Annotated in this window: 18 protein-coding genes; 17 read left to right on the plus strand and 1 reads right to left on the minus strand. The window is 63.4% G+C overall.

What is annotated here, in order from left to right; all coding sequences use genetic code 11:
- The first annotated feature begins 348 nt into the window (after positions 1-348).
- Positions 349-2,277 (plus strand): RNase E specificity factor CsrD, encoded by a 1,929-nt coding sequence (locus AHA_RS01905; RefSeq protein ID WP_039212856.1) that lies wholly within the window; start codon positions 349-351, stop codon positions 2,275-2,277.
- Between the two features lie 100 nt (positions 2,278-2,377).
- Here the strand turns inward: AHA_RS01905 and AHA_RS01910 are convergent, their stop codons facing one another.
- Positions 2,378-3,325, minus strand: a complete 948-nt coding sequence (locus AHA_RS01910; protein ID WP_011704360.1) for a 1-aminocyclopropane-1-carboxylate deaminase/D-cysteine desulfhydrase — start codon at positions 3,323-3,325, stop codon at positions 2,378-2,380.
- Between the two features lie 69 nt (positions 3,326-3,394).
- Between AHA_RS01910 and mshI the strand changes: the two genes are divergently transcribed.
- From mshI to AHA_RS01990, 16 genes are all read left to right on the plus strand, one after another.
- The gene (gene mshI, locus AHA_RS01915) at positions 3,395-4,258 is read left to right on the plus strand and encodes an MSHA fimbrial biogenesis protein MshI (RefSeq protein ID WP_011704361.1); all 864 of its coding nucleotides are present in this window, start codon (positions 3,395-3,397) and stop codon (positions 4,256-4,258) included.
- 100 nt (positions 4,259-4,358) lie between these two features.
- A complete protein-coding gene (gene mshI1 / locus AHA_RS01920) occupies positions 4,359-4,952 on the plus strand; it encodes an MSHA fimbrial biogenesis protein MshI1 (RefSeq protein WP_011704363.1) in 594 nt (197 codons plus the stop codon).
- On the plus strand, positions 4,952-5,599 hold the full coding sequence (mshJ, locus tag AHA_RS01925) for an MSHA fimbrial biogenesis protein MshJ (protein WP_011704364.1): 648 nt from the start codon (positions 4,952-4,954) through the stop codon (positions 5,597-5,599). Before mshI1 ends, mshJ begins: the two co-directional genes overlap by 1 nt.
- Positions 5,592-5,918, plus strand: coding sequence for an MSHA fimbrial biogenesis protein MshK (mshK, locus tag AHA_RS01930; protein WP_016349155.1), 327 nt, complete (start codon positions 5,592-5,594; stop codon positions 5,916-5,918). The genes mshJ and mshK overlap by 8 nt, the downstream gene beginning before the upstream one ends.
- A gap of 70 nt (positions 5,919-5,988) precedes the next feature.
- On the plus strand, positions 5,989-7,662 hold the full coding sequence (gene mshL / locus AHA_RS01935; RefSeq protein WP_011704365.1) for a pilus (MSHA type) biogenesis protein MshL: 1,674 nt from the start codon (positions 5,989-5,991) through the stop codon (positions 7,660-7,662).
- 77 nt (positions 7,663-7,739) lie between these two features.
- Positions 7,740-8,630: an MSHA fimbrial biogenesis protein MshM gene (gene mshM / locus AHA_RS01940; protein WP_011704366.1), complete on the plus strand. Its 891-nt coding sequence runs from the start codon at positions 7,740-7,742 to the stop codon at positions 8,628-8,630.
- Positions 8,627-9,724 (plus strand): MSHA fimbrial biogenesis protein MshN, encoded by a 1,098-nt coding sequence (gene mshN / locus AHA_RS01945; RefSeq protein WP_043125776.1) that lies wholly within the window; start codon positions 8,627-8,629, stop codon positions 9,722-9,724. Before mshM ends, mshN begins: the two co-directional genes overlap by 4 nt.
- 32 nt (positions 9,725-9,756) lie before the next feature.
- Positions 9,757-11,466 (plus strand): MSHA fimbrial ATPase MshE, encoded by a 1,710-nt coding sequence (gene mshE, locus AHA_RS01950; protein ID WP_011704368.1) that lies wholly within the window; start codon positions 9,757-9,759, stop codon positions 11,464-11,466.
- 53 nt (positions 11,467-11,519) lie between these two features.
- Entirely contained in the window at positions 11,520-12,740 is a 1,221-nt protein-coding gene (gene mshG / locus AHA_RS01955) for an MSHA fimbrial biogenesis protein MshG (protein WP_011704369.1), read from the plus strand.
- 177 nt (positions 12,741-12,917) lie between these two features.
- A complete protein-coding gene (locus AHA_RS01960; protein WP_011704370.1) occupies positions 12,918-13,382 on the plus strand; it encodes a hypothetical protein in 465 nt (154 codons plus the stop codon).
- Between the two features lie 73 nt (positions 13,383-13,455).
- Positions 13,456-14,127, plus strand: coding sequence for an MSHA fimbrial major subunit MshB (mshB, locus tag AHA_RS01965; RefSeq protein ID WP_011704371.1), 672 nt, complete (start codon positions 13,456-13,458; stop codon positions 14,125-14,127).
- 14 nt (positions 14,128-14,141) lie between these two features.
- The gene (locus AHA_RS01970; RefSeq protein WP_024945635.1) at positions 14,142-14,579 is read left to right on the plus strand and encodes a prepilin-type N-terminal cleavage/methylation domain-containing protein; all 438 of its coding nucleotides are present in this window, start codon (positions 14,142-14,144) and stop codon (positions 14,577-14,579) included.
- A gap of 47 nt (positions 14,580-14,626) precedes the next feature.
- A complete protein-coding gene (gene mshC / locus AHA_RS01975; RefSeq protein ID WP_011704372.1) occupies positions 14,627-15,118 on the plus strand; it encodes an MSHA fimbrial minor subunit MshC in 492 nt (163 codons plus the stop codon).
- On the plus strand, positions 15,105-15,668 hold the full coding sequence (gene mshD / locus AHA_RS01980) for an MSHA fimbrial minor subunit MshD (RefSeq protein WP_011704373.1): 564 nt from the start codon (positions 15,105-15,107) through the stop codon (positions 15,666-15,668). The genes mshC and mshD overlap by 14 nt, the downstream gene beginning before the upstream one ends.
- A complete protein-coding gene (mshO, locus tag AHA_RS01985) occupies positions 15,668-16,489 on the plus strand; it encodes an MSHA fimbrial biogenesis protein MshO (RefSeq protein ID WP_011704374.1) in 822 nt (273 codons plus the stop codon). Before mshD ends, mshO begins: the two co-directional genes overlap by 1 nt.
- Positions 16,479-16,949, plus strand: coding sequence for a hypothetical protein (locus AHA_RS01990; protein ID WP_041216134.1), 471 nt, complete (start codon positions 16,479-16,481; stop codon positions 16,947-16,949). The genes mshO and AHA_RS01990 overlap by 11 nt, the downstream gene beginning before the upstream one ends.
- Positions 16,950-16,951: the final 2 nt, after the last annotated feature.

Consider the following 16,951-nt stretch of genomic DNA (forward strand, 5'->3'; position numbering starts at 1 on the left):
GTGGCTAGAGTAGCCGTGCGGTTTGACTCACCGTGTGTTCAATACTCCTGTATCTGTTTTTTTGTCAGTAGCACAGAGTGTTAGTTTTGATATGAGTGTTTCTTTTGGTCCCCTTTGTGGGACCATTTTTCTGCCCGCCGTTCAGCCAGTGCGCTGAGTTCCCTCCCGTTTCTTCTCGTCATCCGTCATTTTTTGGCCGTCACCCCGCCGGGGGCTTGGTGTTCTCGTACCGGTTTGGGTATGCTCGCCCGCTTAATTCCAGAAGCGGGATCTTCGTCCATAGGCGCGCTTCGAGGTTGGCTGATACGATGAAGCCACATGGATGTTGTCGGGCATACGGAAAGGCACATGAAACTGACCACTCAGCTTGTCTCGTTTATTACCCTGTGTGTCATTGCGGCCATGGCCATGGTGCTGCTTGGCGGGGTGTTCAGCTTTCGTGAGCTGGGCATGGAGATGCAACAGAAGAAGGTCAACTCGCTGGTCGAGATCATCGACAAGCAGCTGGAGGTGGCCGACGATCATCAGGATCTCACCCGCTGGCTGCCGACCCTGCTGCGCTCGGCCCACGTGGTGGAGCTGGAGATCCGCCAGGACAAGCAGCGGATCTACTGGTTTCGTGACGTACAGCAGCCGACCGACGAGAGCTTGCTGATCCCCTATCACCAACCCATGCCCCATCAGCCGGGCATGCAGGCCGACTTCAAGCTGGAGCGGCCGTTCAAGGAGTTCGAGTACTCCATCAAGGCGATGTCCGGCATCTCCCTCGGCGTCTTCATCGTGGTGTTCGGCCTCTGGTACTCCATTCGCTGGCTGCGGTTGCAGTTGCGGGGGGCCGAGCTGCTGGCCGAGCGCGCCCAGCTGATCCTCGACAACAAGCTCACCAAGCTGGCCCATGATCCGGCCGACGAGTGGCCGCAGCCGGCCAGCCAGGCCCTCGACTATCTGCTGGCCGAGCTGGCGGATGCCCGCAAGGAGCGCAGCCGCTTCGACAACTTCATCCGCAGCAACGCCTTCGTCGACAAGATGACCGGCATCGGCAACCGGCTGTTCTTCGACAACCGGCTGGAGAGCGCCATCATGGAGGCGAGCGTGATGAGCGGCGGCGTGCTGCTGATCGAGCTGGCCGGGCTGGAGGAGCTGGATCCCGAGCTGAACGGCCGCCAGAGCCAGGATCTGCTGATGGAGGCGAGCGCCTCCATCGCCGCCTTCGTGCGCAAGCACAACGGCGCCCTGCAGGCCCGTTATGCCGGCCAGGTGTTTGCGGTGCTGCTGCCCAACATGTCGGAAAGCGAGATGGTGGATGGCGCCGGCCAGCTGCACAAGAGCCTGCAGCGGCTGCACTGGCCCGAGGCGGTCAATCCAGACACCGCCGTCTATCTCGGCGCGGTCTGCTATCAGGCCGAGGATTCCCTGCTAAAAGTGCAGGAGGAGGCGGAGCTGGCGCTCAAGAGCGCGCGGCTGCAGGGCCACACCGGCTGGTTCCTCTACGAGAAACAGCTGGACGAGGAGCAGAGCAGCAAGGGTACGGTGCGCTGGCGCACCCTGATCGGCCGGCGCATCGAGGAGCATGGCATCGACTTCTACGTGCAGCCGGTGCAGCAGGAGCGGGATCAGGTGGTATTGCAGCAGGATCTGCTGATCCGGATCCACGACGAGCAGGGGCGGGAGCTGCAGGCCGGCGTCTTCATGCCGATGGCGGAGAAGGCGGGGCTGTTGCTGCCGCTGGATCGGCTGGTGGCGGAACAGACCCTCGGCCTGCTGCGCCAGCGCTCCGAACAGAGCTGCCCCATCAGCCTGACCCTCTGCGCCCAGAGCCTGCTGCACCGGGAGTTTCAGCGCTGGTTGTTCTTCGATCTGTTCCAGCTGCCGCGCAGCACCAACGAGCGCTTGATCCTGCAACTCTCCGAGGCTCAGGTCACCCGCCACTATGAGGCGCTCAAGCGGCCGCTGCGGGCGCTGCGCATGCTGGGCTGCCAGCTGGCCATCGATCACGCCGGCCAGGATGTGGTGAGCACCCAGTACATCAAGGAGTTCGAGATCAACTTCCTCAAGCTGCACCCCAGCCTGGTGCGCGAGATCCATACCCGCCAGGTCAACCAGATGGCGGTGCGCAGCCTGGTGGGGGGCTGTGCCAACACCCGCACCCGGGTCATCGCCGTGGGGGTGGAGAGCGGCGACGAGTGGAAGATGCTGCGCCACCTCGGGGTGCACGCCGGGCAGGGCCCCTGGTTCGCCGAGCCGGAACGGCTGGTGCTGGAACCGGCCGGCGCCTGATGAATGCAAGAGAGGGTCGCCTGGGCGACCCTCTCTTTTTGTGGTTCAGCGTGGTGGTTCAGCGTGGTGGTTCAGCGCTGGTATTGCGCCCGGCACGCCGTCACAGGCGCCCCTGCTCTCTCAGCCCCGCCAGCCCCTGCATGCCACCGGTGTGGATGAAGACGATCTTGCTGCCGCGCGGAATGCGGCCTGCCGCCAGTTCGCGAAACAGCCCCCACATCGCCTTGCCGCTGTAGATGGGCTCCAGCGGCAGGCCCGTCTCGGCGCTGAAGGCCTGCACCCACTGCCAGAGCGCCGGACTGAATTTGGCATAGCCACCGTCGTGGTGATCCAGCGCGATCCGCCAGCCGGGCGTGTCGGCGGCGGCAGGATGGAGCCGACGCACCTCGTCGGCGATGAAGCTGCCCCCCTTGAGCACCGCGATGGCGAGGATCTGCTGCGGTGCCCGCTTGCCGGCGATGAGCCCGGCCAGGGTGCCGCCGCTGGCGCAGGGCAGCACCCAGAGATCCGGCGAGAAGGGCACTTCATCGACCAGCTCGGCCACCCCGGGAATGGCCAGCGGGCTGCTGCCCCCTTCCGGCACTATCAGGGTCTCTTCATTTTCGAATTGGGCCAGCCAGGCGGGATCCTGCCGCCGCCGGTAGCTTTGACGGTCGACAAAAACGAGATCCATGCCCCAGCCTTTTGCAGCGCTCAGAGTGCAGTTGCTGACGGCTTGCGGCTCCCCGCGTATGATGCCGGTAGTGCGCAGGCCAGATTGGCACCCCGCCGCCGCCAGGGCATGGATGTGATTGGAGTAGGCGCCGCCAAACGAGAGCAGATGGCGTTTGCCCTGCTCCCTGGCATGCAACAGGTGGTACTTGAGCTTGCGCCACTTGTTGCCCGAGATGGCGGGGTGGATCAGATCGTCCCGTTTGCACCAGAGCTGGACTCCATAGGCGATCAACAGCGGGTGCGAGACAGCTTGCAGCGGCGAGGGCACCAAGGCGGGCGGCAGGGGCGGCAGCGCCATCGGGGACGAGTGGGGTGACAATGAGTAATCGGTCATTTATCTGGAGGCTAATGCTCTGTTTATGCTAAGGTTTAATCCGTTTTGGGCAGCCAGGTGCGGGTTTCAATGAAACAACTTTTCAGACGTTCGACCCCCAGCCGTCAGGTAGGACTCCTGCTGGCCAGCGATCGGATCATGCTGGCTTCGCTCGGCAACCCGCCCATCTTCGCCACCCGCGCCATCAATGGTCCGCAAGAGTGGCCCCAGGCCATGGCCGAGCTGTTCAGCCGCCACGGCCTCGCCAAGTCTAAGGTGCGAGTCGCCCTCGCGGCCAGCCTTTATCAACAGGTCCAGATCGACAAGCCCGCCGTCCCCGATGCCGAAATGGCGGGTGCCCTGCCCTGGGCGATCAAGGATTACGTCAGTGAATCCGTGCTGCAGCTCGCCATGGATTATGTGGATCTGCCCACCCCGCCGGCGGGCCGGCCGCGCATCAATGTGATCTGCGTGCCCAAGGCGCGGGTGCAGCAGCTGGCGGATGCGGTCAACGGCATCGCCAGCCTGGACGCCATCGTCAGCGACGAGCTGGCGATGACCGCGCTGTACGAGCCGGATCAGACGGTGCGCATGCTGCTGTGGCAGCCGAAGGGGCAGGATCTGCAGCTGCTGGTGTTCCATCAGGGGGGGCTCTGCTTCTCCCGCCAGTTGCGCGGTTTCGGCGCCCTCACCGGCGAGCATGAGCCTGACGCCATGCTGCTCGATTCGCTGGCGCTGGAGATCCAGCGCTCCCTCGACTATCTGGTGGGCCAGCTCAAGCTGCCGGAACTCGGCCAGATGCAGCTCGCCATCGCCTCACCCTTCATCGGTACCCTGGTGCGCCACATGGAGCAGACCTTCGGCTTTGCCGTCTCCGCCATGGCCAACAAGGCGATCCTGTCCGGCGTGGAATATCTCTCGGCTTATGCCGCCGCCCTGGGAGGTGAGCAATGAGCGCGCTTGCCATGTCGACTGCCAAGGCCAGCAAGTCCGAATTACTGTCTGGCATCGAATATCTCTCGGCCTATGAAACTGTCCTGGGGGAGGATGCCTGATGAAACGCCAGATCAATCTCTACGGCGCCGAGTTTCGGCCCAGACGACAGTGGGCCAGCCTCAACCAGATGGCGCTGGTATGGGGCGGCAGCGTGCTGTTGCTGCTGTGCGCCGCCGGCGTCATCGCCTGGCAGCAGCACGCTGTCGAGCGCGAGCTGGTACAGGTGCGGGCGGCGCTGGAGATCAAGCGTGGCGAGGCGCAGCGGCTGGATGCCGAGCTGGCCCGTCACCAGGCCGATGGCCTGCTGCAACAGCAGCTTGCCACCAAGCAGGAGGAGCTGACCGCCAAGCAGGGCCTGATGCGGCAGCTGGGCAGCCTGGCGCTGCAAAAATCCCAGGGCTATGCCGGGCTGATGGCCGATCTCTCCCGCATCCGCGATCCGCAGCTCTCCTTGCAGCGGATCGAGATCGCCGACGGCTACGTCAACCTGTCCGGCTTCGCCGGGCGCAGCCAGGATGTGCCGGCCTGGGTCAATCGTTTCAAGCAGACTCCGTCGCTGGTGGGCAAGCAGTTTGGTGAGCTGACGTTAAGCCGTGACAAGGAGGGCCGGCTGGCCTTCCAGCTCAGCGGCATCGAGCGGGAGAAGCCCTGATGAGCCTGAAAGAGCAGTGGCAGGCCTGGGCCGACAAGATCGCCGCCCTTAGCCAGCGCGAGCGAGTACTGATCCTGCTGACCGGGGTGGTCGTGGTTGGCGCCGTTGCCATCTATGGCTGGCTGGATGGGGCCGCGGTGCGGCTGGAGCAGGAGCGGCTGGCGCTGAGCACTGCTCAGCGGGATCTGGAGATCATGGATCTCGAGAACCAGGGCAAGCAGGCCAAACTGGCGCGGGATCCGGATCTGCACGTGCGTACCCAGCTGGCACAGCTGGATGGCGAGCTGGGTAAGCTGGACGCCGAGCTGAAGGCCCAGACGGTGGATCTGATCCAGGCCCACGAGATGCCGGCCGTGCTGGAGGCCCTGCTGTCGCGCTCCGCCAATCTGCACATGGTGGCACTCACTTCGCTGACGCCGGAGCCGCTGATGGCGGGCGAGCAGCGCATCAACCTGTTCAAGCACGGCATCCGGCTCAAGCTGGAAGGCGGCTATTTCGATGTGTATCAGTATCTCAAGGCGCTGGAGGGGCTGCCGCGCCACTTCTACTGGAAACAGTTTGACTACCAGGTGCAGGAGTATCCCAAGGCGGTGGTGGAGATGGAGATCTACACCCTCAGCACCAGCAAGGAGTTTATCCGTGGCTAGATGGTTTCCCCTGTGGGCGTGTCTGTTCAGTCTGCTGGCCCAGGCGCAGCCCGAGCTGTTGCAGGATCCCACCGCCCCTTTGAGCGGCGCGACCAGCGGCGCCAGTGCAACCGGCCAGCGCGAGGCCGGTCTGCCCAGGCTGCAGAGCATCATGCTGGGCAACGGCCCGGCACTGGCGGTGCTCAACGGCAGCAGTTATCGGGTCGGCCAGCAGGTCGACGGTTATCGTGTGGTGGCCATAGGTGCAGATGCCGTGGTGCTGGAGAAGGGGGGCAAGCGCCAGTCGCTGACCCTGTTTGCCAGCAAGGTCCGGATCTGAATGCGCTCCACCCGGGATGGGCGGAGCCAGGTTTGTCGAGTTTAATTGCAAGTCAGGGTGCACTTATTACATGAAAAAACATCATCTCTGCCTGATCTCCGCCGCCGTGCTGACGGCAGGCTGTACCAGCTATCGGCACCCCGAACCCGTGCAGGCCAAGGACGCACTCAGGCATGCCATGACCGAGCAGAACAAGGGCGGGGCGCTGACCAGCGTACCCAAGTCGGTACAGAGCGAACTGCTGCAGCTCAATCGTCCACCCCAGGCCATCAGCATGCCGGAACCGCGGCTGCGGATTGCTGCCCACGACGTGGATGCGGTGGAGTTTTTCGGCTCCCTGTTCAAGGGCTCCCGCTACAGCGTGGCGGTGCACCCCGGGGTGGCCGGCCAGATCTCGGTCGAGCTCAAGGACGTGACCCTGACCGAAGTGCTGGCGGTGGTGGGCGACATGTATGGCTTCGACGTGCAGCGCAAGGGCAACGTGTTCCACGTCTATCCGGCCGGGCTGCGCACCGAGACCATCCCGGTCAACTACCTGATGATGTCCCGGCGCGGTCTCTCCCGCACCTCGGTCAGCACCGGCGGGGTGGCCTCTAACGACAACAACAGCAGCAATAACAACAACTTCGATAACGCCAACAACAGCACCAACAACAGTACCAGCAACCGCTCGTCCAACGGCAGCTCAAACAGCGACAGCAACGGCACCCGCATCGAGACCGACACTAGCAGCGACTACTGGACCGATCTGCGCGACACCCTGCAGACCCTGATCGGCAGCGGCGACGGCCGCGCCGTCATCACCAGCCCGCAGGCGGGCCTGGTGACTATCCGGGCCTATCCGAAGGAGCTCAAGGCGGTGCGCGAGTTCCTCAATCAATCAGAGAGCCACTTGAAGCGCCAGGTGGTGCTGGAGGCGCGGATCCTGGAGGTGGCCCTCAACGAGGGTTACGAGCAGGGGGTGGACTGGAGCGGTCTCTCCGCCAGCTGGGATGGCAACAAGGGCATCACCGGTGGTGGTTCGCTGACACCGAGCACGATTGCCAACACCCCGAACCAGATCTTCAGCGCTTTGGGTGGCGGGGCCGGCTTCAAGATTTCCGACGGCAACTTCAACGTGGCGGTCAATCTGCTCAAGACCCAGGGGGACGTGAATACCCTCTCCAGCCCGCGGGTGACGGCGACCAACAACCAGAAGGCGGTGATCAAGGTAGGGACCGACGAGTATTTCGTCACCAACGCCTCCACCACGACCACAACCTCAGGCACATCGGCACCGATAGTCACGCCCAATGTAGAGCTGACTCCCTTTTTCTCCGGCATCGCGCTGGACGTGACGCCGCAGATCGACGAAGAGGGCAAGGTGCTGCTGCATATCCACCCCTCCGTCATCGACACCGAAGAGCAGAAGAAAACCATCGATGTCGGCACGGCGGACCCCTTGATCCTGCCACTGGCCAAGAGCTCGATCCGCGAGTCCGATACCGTGGTGCAGGCCAACAATGGCGACATCATCGTCATCGGCGGCCTGATGAAGACCGACAAGCAGGAGATCGTCAGCAAGGTGCCGCTGCTGGGGGACATTCCCTGGGTCGGCGAGGCTTTCACCAACCGCCGGGAAAGCACCAAGAAGGTGGAGCTGGTGATCCTGCTCAAGCCGACCGTGGTGGAGAAGGACACCTGGCAGAACGAACTGCAGCGCTCCTCCGAGCTGCTCGACAAATGGTATCCGCCCAAGGGCTGAGTCATGATCCTGGACCGGTTTGATCACGTGCCGGGGGCCATCACGGGCTCCCTGGCAGAGATGGCAGGGGATTGCCCATGTACCTGAACCACTTCGGTTTGCAGGAGGCTCCCTTCGGCCTCACCCCCAACACCGGTTTCTATTACGGGCTGCCCCCGCACGAGGAGGCGCTGCAGGTACTCAACTGGGCGCTGGCGCAGGGGGAGGGCTTCATCAAGGTGACCGGCGAGGTCGGCACAGGCAAGACCCTGCTCTGCCGCAAGCTGCTGAGCGAACTGGGCTCCGAGGAGCGGCCGGTGCGTCTGGCCTGGTTGCCCAACCCCCATCTCAACCCGGCCGAGCTGCGCATCGCCCTGGCGCTGGAGCTGGGACTGGCGGTGCGGGATCAGAGCGAGCTGGATCTGACCGATCGCATCCATCGCCACCTCATTGCCTTGCATCAGCAGGGGAGCCGGGTGGTGGTGCTGATCGACGAGGCGCAGGCGCTGCCGGACGAGACGCTGGAGGCGATCCGGCTGTTTGGCAACCTGGAGACCGAATCGAGCAAGCTGCTGCAGATCGTGCTGTTCGGACAGCCCGAGCTGGATGCCAGGCTGGCCAAGCCCTATCTGCGCCAGCTGCGCCAGCGGATCGGTTTCTCCTACTGCCTGCGGCCGCTGCGTTTCGATGAAACCCGGGCCTACCTGGAGCACAGATTGCAGATTTCCGGTTATCGCGGGGCCCCGCTGTTTGGCGGCCGGGCGCTGCGCCAGCTGTGGCGTGCCTCGCGCGGTATTCCGCGACTCATCAACATACTGGCGCAGAAGTGCCTGATGCTGGCCTATGGCCAGGGGGCGCGCCAGATCGATAGCCGGCTGGTGCGGCTGGCCGTACGCGACACCGACGATGCCCGCCGCTTCGTGCCGCGGCGCTGGTGGCCACTCGTACTGCTGCTGGGCTGCGCCCTCGCTTATGGAGTCTGGCAATGAGCGTGATCAATCAGATGCTCAAGGATCTGGAGCAGCGCCAGCAGGGGGGCGAGGGGGCTGTCTATGTGCCACCCGTGCGCCAGCAGGGCTGGTGGATGCTGTTGCTGACCCTGATCTGCGGGCTGGCCCTCGGCATTCTGGGCTGGCGTACCTGGATCTACTGGCAGCAGAGCCAGCGGGTCGTCGAGGCCCGCCAGCTGCAGGCGGCCGGCGAACCCACACCGGACGCCATCGCCCGCGCGGTTCCCGCAGCGGTGCCGGCCAGTGCAGAACAAGAGCCGGTGGATCAGGTGGTGGCGCTGCCAACCCCGCGCCACCTTGCCACCTCGCCTACCGCCGAGCCGCAGCAGGCGGAGGAGCGCACAGCCGATGACGCTGACGTGGCTGCCATCGATGAGGAGGGGCCGAGCGACGAGGAGCTGCAACCCGATCTCTATGCCGAGCTCGCGGCGGAGCAGGAGGCCCCCGCGGCCGCGCCGCGCAAGCCCGGCGTGCTCAAGATAGAGACGGTCAACCTCTCCGAGGCCGAACTGGCCACCCTGGCCGAGCGCAAGGCCACCACTGCCATGGCCAAGGGACAGCTGCGCGATGCCCAGGACAACTACTATCAGGTGCTGGCCCACGATCCGCGCAATCAGGGGGCGCGCGAGCAGCTGGCGGGCCTGCTCTACGGCGAGGGGCGGCTGAGCGAGGCGAGCCAGTTGCTGGAAGAGGGGCTCAGATTCGATCCCGAACAGGCCGATTTCCGGCTGCTGCTGGCGCGGCTCGCCATCAGCGGCGGCGATCAGCTCAAGGCGCTCGGCTGGCTGACCGGCCATCGACCGGATCTGGCCAGCAATCTGGATTATTACGCCACCTGGGCCGGGCTCAGCCAGGAGTTGGGTCAGCATGCCGAGGCGGCGGATCTTTACGTGAAATTGTTGCGCCAGCAGCCGGATCAGGGCCGCTGGTGGCTCGGGCTCGGCGTGGCCGAAGATGGCCAGGGCCACAGCCAGCGGGCGCTGGATGCCTATCGCAATGCCCAGTTGCACGGCAACCTGGGCGAGGCGTCGACCAGCTGGCTCGAACAGCGGATTGCCCAGCTCGCCCCCTGACGGGCGGCCGGGATCACTTTTTTGGAGTTTGCATGGCACAACCCAGACTGAAAATGCGCCTCGGCGACCTGCTGGTACAAGAGCAGATCATCTCGGATGATCAGCTGCAGCTCGCCCTGCAGCAGCAGCGTCAGACCGGCCGCAAGCTGGGCACCACCCTGATCGATCTCGGCTTCATCAGCGAGGTGCAACTGCTGCAGTTTCTCGCCCGCCAGCTGGATGTGCCCTTCTTCGATCTCAACAACCTCACCATAGATGCGTCGGCGGTGCCGCTGCTGCCGGAAGTGCAGGCGCGCCGCTATCGTGCGCTGGCGGTCAACCTCACCGACAACAAGGTGACGGTGGCCATGTCGGATCCGGCCGACTTGAGCGCCCTCGACGCCATCGCGGCGCTGCTGCGCCCGCGGGAGATGGGGCTGGCGGTGGCGCGGGAAGGCCAGCTGCTGGAGTATTTCGACCGCCTCTATCGTCGCACCCGCGAAATAGAGAGCTTCGCCGAACAGCTACATGAGGAGTATCAGGACGCCGGCTTCGAGCTGGGTTCCAGCAATCTGGGGGCGGGTGACGAGGGGGAGGCGACGGTGGCCAAGCTGCTGCGCTCCCTGTTCGAGGATGCGGTGCAGGTGGGGGCCTCCGATATTCACATCGAGCCGGACGAGAAGGTGCTGCGCATTCGCCAGCGCATCGACGGCATCCTGCACGAGAACATCCTGAGCGAGGTGCGTATCGCCCAGGCGCTGGTACTGCGCCTCAAGCTGGTGGCCGGCCTCGATATCTCCGAGAAGCGGCTGCCGCAGGATGGCCGCTTCAACATGAAGGTGCGCGGCCGCGACGTGGATGTGCGGATGTCGACCATGCCGGTGCAGTACGGTGAATCCGTGGTGATGCGGCTGCTGGACCAATCCTCCGGCATCCTGTCGCTGACCGAGACCGGCATGCCGCCGGAGATCCTGACCCGCTTCCGGCGCCAGCTCAAGCGACCCCACGGCATGATCCTGGTGACGGGCCCAACCGGTAGCGGCAAGACCACTACCCTCTACGGCGCCCTCTCCGAGCTCAACCAGGCCAGCCAGAAGATCATCACGGTGGAAGATCCGGTGGAATATCGGCTGCCCAGGGTCAATCAGGTTCAGGTCAATCCCAAGATCGGGCTGACCTTCTCCCACGTGCTGCGCTCCACCCTGCGCCAGGACCCCGACATCCTGCTGGTGGGCGAGATGCGGGACAACGAAACGGTGGAGATCGGCCTGCGCGGCGCCATCACAGGTCACCTGGTGCTGACCACGCTGCACACCAACGATGCGGTGACCAGCGCCCTGCGCCTCATCGACATGGGGGCTCCCGGCTATCTGGTGGCGAGCGCGCTGCGGGCGGTGGTGGCTCAGCGGCTGGTGCGGCGGGTGTGCGAGCACTGCGTCGAGGAGAAGGCGCCGGATGAAGGCCAGGCCACTTGGCTGACCGTGCTCTCCGGCGAAGCGCCGGGCCAGCACGTCTATCACAAGGGGCGCGGCTGCCAGAGCTGCAACTTCACCGGCTATGCCGGCCGGATCGGGGTGTACGAGCTGCTGGAGCTGGATCAGCCCATGATGGACTCCCTGCGCCGCAACGACGCCGAAGGGTTTGCCAAGGCGGCCCGCCAGCACCCGCACTACCGGCCGCTGGCGCTGACCGCGCTCGATTACGCCCGCCAGGGGATCACCTCGGTGGACGAGGTGCTGCGGCTGGCGGAGGACCTGGGGTAAGTGATGACCAACTTCATCGGCAATGAACACGGCCGGCTGGCGCGAGGCACCCCATGAGCAGCTTCGCCTACAAGGGGCGCGACAGCCAGGGCAATGCCGTCAGCGGGGTGGTGGACGCGGCCAACGAGATGGCTGCGGCCGAGCAGCTAATGCGCCGCGGCGTGATGCCGACCGAGTTGAAACCCGGCAAGGCGAAGGCGGCCGCCCTCGACTGGTCGCTCTTGCTGGAGCGGGGCGTGCGGCTGGACGAGCTGGTGGTGTTCAGCCGCCAGATGTATGCCCTGACCCGGGCCGGCATCCCCATCCTGCGCGCCATCGCCGGGCTGGAGGAGAGCGCCCACAGCAAGCCGCTCAAGCGGGCGCTGCACGCGCTGGGAGAGGATCTGGGCAACGGTCGGCCGCTGTCGAGCTCGATGCAGGCCCACCCCAGGGTGTTCAGCAGCCTGTTCGTGGCCATCATCCACGTGGGGGAGAACACGGGTCAGCTGGAAGAGGCGTTCTTGCAGCTTGCCAACTATTTCGAGCTGGAGCTGGAAACCCGCAAGCGGATCAAGACCGCCATGCGCTACCCCAGCTTCGTGCTGATTGCCATCGGCATCGCCATGGTGATCCTCAACATCATGGTGATCCCGGTCTTTGCCGGCATGTTCGCCAAATTTGGCGTCGAGCTGCCGCTGGCGACCCGGATCCTGCTCGCCACCTCCCACTTCTTCGTGCACTACTGGTGGGTGATGCTCGGCGTGTTGCTGGCCATGGTGTTTGGCTGGCGGCGCTGGGTGAGCACGGTCAAGGGCAAGCTGACCTGGCACAGATGGCAGCTCAAGTTGCCGATCGTCGGCACCATCATAGAGCGCTCCCTGCTGGCCCGCTTTGCCCGCAGCTTCTCCATGATGCTCAAGGCCGGGGTGCCGCTCAACACGGCGCTGAGCCTGGTGGCCGATGCGGTGGACAACGCCTGGATGGCGGGCCGGATCCGCGACATGCGGGCCGGCATCGAGCGGGGTGAGAGTCTGCTGCGCACCGCCGGCAGCAGCGGCCTGTTCACCCCGCTGGTGATGCAGATGATCGCGGTGGGGGAAGAGACCGGCCAGGTCGATGATCTGCTGCACGAGGCAGCCGAGTATTACGAGCGGGAGGTGGACTATGACCTCAAGAGTCTCACCGCCCGGATCGAGCCGATCCTGATCGGGATCGTGGCGGTCATGGTATTGATCCTGGCGCTGGGTATCTTCACGCCGATGTGGGACATGATGCGGGCCGTACGCGGCAAGTAACCGGTATCTTTACCGTCACTGAGGCGGGGCATGATGTGGGCCGTACGCGGCAAGTAACCGGTATCTTTACCGTCGCTGAGGCGGGGCATGATGTGGGCCGTGCGTGACAAGTAAACAGGCAGCTTTACCGTCAGTGAGGCGGGGAGTGGATAAGCGGCAGAGCGTGGAGCGAGATGGGTGAGTCGACAGTCACAACAGGATGAGCACTGGCTGGGAAGCTATCGGCGGCTGGCCGTGGGGATCCTGTTGCTGATCATGGTGGCGACCCTGGCCCGGAGCTATCTTGTCCACCGGGAGGAGGCGCTGGCCGTCAGCCTGACCCTGCTGGGGGAGCAATTTGCCGAGCGCGCACAAAGGTTGCATGGGCTCTGGCTCGATCAGCGGCGTCCCGCCGTGCTGCATGTCGATGGGATGGCCTGGCAGTTTGATGAGCGTGGCTGGCCACTGGGTGCCGGTACAGTGATGACGCCGTCGGAAAACTGCCGCTGGCTGTGGGAGCAACTCATCGGTAAAGCAGCGTCGACCCAGCCGCCTGTGCAGGCCTTGGCGAGTCTGGATGGCGAAGGGTGCCAGTTCGGCTGGGAGAATAATTGGCTGATTTATCAATTTTCTGACGGCAGAGTGCAACAAAGCCCTGAATGAGGCTTGTTTTGCGATTCAGTTAAATGATTTTTTTATATCTGCATGAAATAATGCGGGTTATTACGGAGGGTCCATGACAACAACGCGACTGGTACCAAGATATTCCGGTGTGGTGAGTCCCCATCGGGCAGCGGGTTTCTCGTTGATCGAGCTGGTGATCGTCATCGTCATCCTGGGGATCCTGGCGGTCACCGCCTTGCCCCGCTTTCTCGATGTCACGGACGAAGCCAAGAAAGCCAGTGTGGAGGGGGTCTCCGGCGGGTTTGCCACCGGCGTGTCGCTGGTACGGGCTCAATGGGAGGCCGAAGGGCGCGCCAAGCAGGACAGCCTCAATACCGTGCTCTATGACGGTTCACGTTTTTATCTGACCACGCCGACCGACACCCAGGTCAGCAACGGCGAGCTCTCCCCCGGTTATCCCATGGATACCTCGGCCGGTGGCGGCATCGACGTGGATCCGGCCAACCTGACGGCCCCGCGCTGTCTCAAGATTTGGGAGGGTCTGCTGCAGAACCCACCCAAGGCTACCGCCAGCTTCAGCGAGGTGCGTGGTAGCGGCAATGACCTGAAATACTATGTCAGTGTGACCAATAACGGCCTGGACTCGGTCTGCCGCTACTATCTGGTCAATAGTTTGAGTAAGGGTAGTGATGGCAAGTATCAGGATCCGCAAGGCAGTACTGATGCATTCATGAGTTTCAGTTACCGTCCGGCTTCCGGTCAGGTGACCACCAATATCAATTGACAGAGGAAAGTAATATGAAAAAACAGGCGGGTTTTACCCTGATCGAACTGGTCATCGTGATCATCATTCTGGGTATCCTGGCAGTGACCGCTGCTCCCAAGTTCCTGAATTTGCAGGATGATGCCAAGAAGTCCGCTGCTCAGGGCGTACAGGCCGCAGTCAGCAGCTCAGCTCAGCTGGTTTACAGCAAGTCAGCACTGGAAGGTAAAGAGCGTGCTAGTAGCGCAGTGGTTACTGGTTCTGACGGTACAGAGATTAAAACTGTCTATGGTTATCCGGAAGCAACCGATGATGGGATCAAGAATGCAGTCACCATTGATGGTTCTTGGAGTGGTAAAGCGTCTGCTAATAACTCCTATGTCTTCTCGACCAGTAGTTCCAAATGTACTGTGAATTACACTGCTGCATCCGAAACTTCCGCCGCAGCGACAACTTTGAACGGTTGTGATTGATAGATATCAGGCGAGGCCAAGTGCCTCGCCTTTTATAAGAGATTTCAATGCGCAGAGGCTTCACTCTGATTGAACTGGTTATTGTGATCCTGTTGCTGGGGATTCTGGCCGCCTTTGCCGTGCCCAAATTGCTGGGCAAAGGCGGCTTTGAAACCCAAACCCTTCGTGATGAGCTGCTGACCCGGCTGCGGCTGGTGCAGACCATCAACATGCATGAACCCGCCGACCGCTGTACCCAGCTGGTGGTGGAGGCTTCCCGTTTTGCCCATATCACGCTGGCGGTTGCCGGTGGGGCATGCCCGGATCCTGGCCCCATGACCGACTGGAGCGACAATCAGCGCACCCGTGGCCGCCTTGTGACCCCTTCCGCCGGTATGGCAGTCTCCCTCAATAACGCCAGCAGTTTCGTGATCCGTTTTGATCAGATGGGCAGGCCGTTCGGCAGCTGTGCCACGGGTTGTACTCTGCTGGTGAGCGATGGCCGCGAAACCGGCCGCCTCAAGATAGAGTCCGAGGGCTATATCCATGAGAGCCCCTGAGCGCGGTTTTACCCTGATCGAGCTGATCGTCGGCATAGTGCTGCTGGCGGTGGCACTGACCGGCATCCTCGGCCTGTTGATCAATCAGGCTCCCCAGGCGGTGGATCCGGTGCAGCAGGTGCGGGCCGCCCAGCTGGCCCAGCGCCTGGCGGGCGAGATCCAGCAAACATCGTTCGATGAACAGTCGGATCACAACGGTGGCCGTTATCGCTGCGGTGAGGTGGTGGCCGGCGTCACCATTCAGGCCTGCTCGACCCACTATGGCCCGGACGGTGAGCCTGCCCCCTACATGTTCAACGACGTGGACGATTTCGATACTGCTGGCAGCTGGAAAGATGCCAGCTTCTACACCCAGACCGGCGGCATCATCGCCAGCGACGAGTATCGCAACTATCAAGTCCGGATTGCGGTGAGCCCGGTCGACTTCAGTGATGGAACATTCAAAAACACCTGTACTGCCCCCTGTTCGGTGGGCAAGCGCATCGATCTGCAGGTGCGCCTGCCTGACGAGAGCGTGCTCGACTTCTCCTTCTATCGGGGCAACTACTGATGCGGACGGCGAGCGGTTTTACCCTGATCGAACTGGTGATGGTGATCCTGCTGCTGGGGATCATGGCCACCTTCGCCAGCCAGTTCATCGGCATCGGCACCCAGATCTACGGCGATGCCAGCAGCCGCGAACAGCTGATGAGTGATGCCCGCTTCGCCATGGAGCGGCTCAACCGCGAGGTGCGCGATGCGTTGCCGGGCTCCGAGCGGATTGAAGCCCTGGATGGCAGCTGGGATGACAGCGGTCCCTGCCTGCGTTTCTGGCCCATCAGCACCTCCAGCCGCTATCTTGCGCTCAACCGGGCCCAGTCCGGCAGCACATCCACCCTGGAACTGGTGATGGCAATCCCCGCCTCTGCGGCCAATCCACTCAACCAGGATGCCAATGCGGTCAAGGTCGGGGATCTGATGGTGGTCTTCCCGATGCCGACGTCAGCGGCCGGCTCACTGGTCAATGGCTGTGAATATGGCCGCTGTGTCGCCAGGGTCACCGAGGTGCTGGCGCCGGTATCGGGGGCGCAGACCGTTCGCTATATCAGTGGCGAAACCCTGGCCGGGATCTCGCCCGGCAGCCGGGTTTATTTTGCCAATCAGCAGGTACGCTACTGCGTGGAAGGCAGCACGATGACGCGATCCAGCGCCGCGATCGATGCCCCTGTTGCAGCGGGTGTGCTGATGGCTGAGTCGCTTCGTGCCGGCAACTTCTATCGGGAGGTCTCGGCCTTCAATGCCGAAGGAGCGTTTGGCGTGCGGCTGGTGTTCGAACGCCAGGGCGAAGCGGTCACCTTCAACCACAAGCTGGGGGTCTTCAATGTTCCCTGAGCGGCGCCAGAGCAAGAAGATGGGGGGCAGTGCCCTGATGATCGCCCTGTTCGTGATCGTGGTGATGGCCATGTTGGCGGCGGCCATGGGGCGCTTTTTGCTCGACAGCAGCGAGAAGAATACGGTGGAGGTGCGCAGCGTGCGTGCCTTGCTGGCGGCCCAGAGCGGGTTGGAAGTGGCGCTCTATCGGCTGTTTCCCAACCGGACGGCGGCCCAGCCCCAGCCACCTGCGGTGTGTGAGTCGAGCAGAACGATCAGCTTCACCGGCAATCCGGGGCTGATCGACTGTCAGGCGGTGGTGCAGTGCCGCAGTGTCTCGGCGACCTATAACGGCGTGACCAGTACCGGCTATCGCCTCCAGAGTGTCGGCACCTGCGGTTTGCGCAATGACCTGACCAGTGCCAGTCCAGACTTCAGGGTGAGCCGCACCTTGATGGTCGAAGCGTATGACGGAGGCTGATG

The organism is Aeromonas hydrophila subsp. hydrophila ATCC 7966 (assembly GCF_000014805.1).
Taxonomy (GTDB): Bacteria; Pseudomonadota; Gammaproteobacteria; order Enterobacterales; family Aeromonadaceae; genus Aeromonas; species Aeromonas hydrophila.

Bases quoted from the DNA above. Each gene is read 5' to 3' on its own strand.
- mshN (WP_043125776.1), top strand. From the start codon at position 8,627: ATGAGCGTGATCAATCAGATGCTCAAGGATCTGGAGCAGCGCCAGCAG.
- mshM (WP_011704366.1), top strand. From the start codon at position 7,740: ATGTACCTGAACCACTTCGGTTTGCAGGAGGCTCCCTTCGGCCTCACC.
- mshL (WP_011704365.1), top strand. From the start codon at position 5,989: ATGAAAAAACATCATCTCTGCCTGATCTCCGCCGCCGTGCTGACGGCA.
- mshE (WP_011704368.1), top strand. From the start codon at position 9,757: ATGGCACAACCCAGACTGAAAATGCGCCTCGGCGACCTGCTGGTACAA.
- mshJ (WP_011704364.1), top strand. From the start codon at position 4,952: ATGAGCCTGAAAGAGCAGTGGCAGGCCTGGGCCGACAAGATCGCCGCC.
- mshI (WP_011704361.1), top strand. From the start codon at position 3,395: ATGAAACAACTTTTCAGACGTTCGACCCCCAGCCGTCAGGTAGGACTC.
- mshD (WP_011704373.1), top strand. From the start codon at position 15,105: ATGAGAGCCCCTGAGCGCGGTTTTACCCTGATCGAGCTGATCGTCGGC.
- AHA_RS01905 (WP_039212856.1), top strand. From the start codon at position 349: ATGAAACTGACCACTCAGCTTGTCTCGTTTATTACCCTGTGTGTCATT.
- AHA_RS01910 (WP_011704360.1), bottom strand. From the start codon at position 3,325: ATGACCGATTACTCATTGTCACCCCACTCGTCCCCGATGGCGCTGCCG.
- mshG (WP_011704369.1), top strand. From the start codon at position 11,520: ATGAGCAGCTTCGCCTACAAGGGGCGCGACAGCCAGGGCAATGCCGTC.
- mshC (WP_011704372.1), top strand. From the start codon at position 14,627: ATGCGCAGAGGCTTCACTCTGATTGAACTGGTTATTGTGATCCTGTTG.
- mshB (WP_011704371.1), top strand. From the start codon at position 13,456: ATGACAACAACGCGACTGGTACCAAGATATTCCGGTGTGGTGAGTCCC.
- mshI1 (WP_011704363.1), top strand. From the start codon at position 4,359: ATGAAACGCCAGATCAATCTCTACGGCGCCGAGTTTCGGCCCAGACGA.
- AHA_RS01990 (WP_041216134.1), top strand. From the start codon at position 16,479: ATGTTCCCTGAGCGGCGCCAGAGCAAGAAGATGGGGGGCAGTGCCCTG.
- mshO (WP_011704374.1), top strand. From the start codon at position 15,668: ATGCGGACGGCGAGCGGTTTTACCCTGATCGAACTGGTGATGGTGATC.
- AHA_RS01970 (WP_024945635.1), top strand. From the start codon at position 14,142: ATGAAAAAACAGGCGGGTTTTACCCTGATCGAACTGGTCATCGTGATC.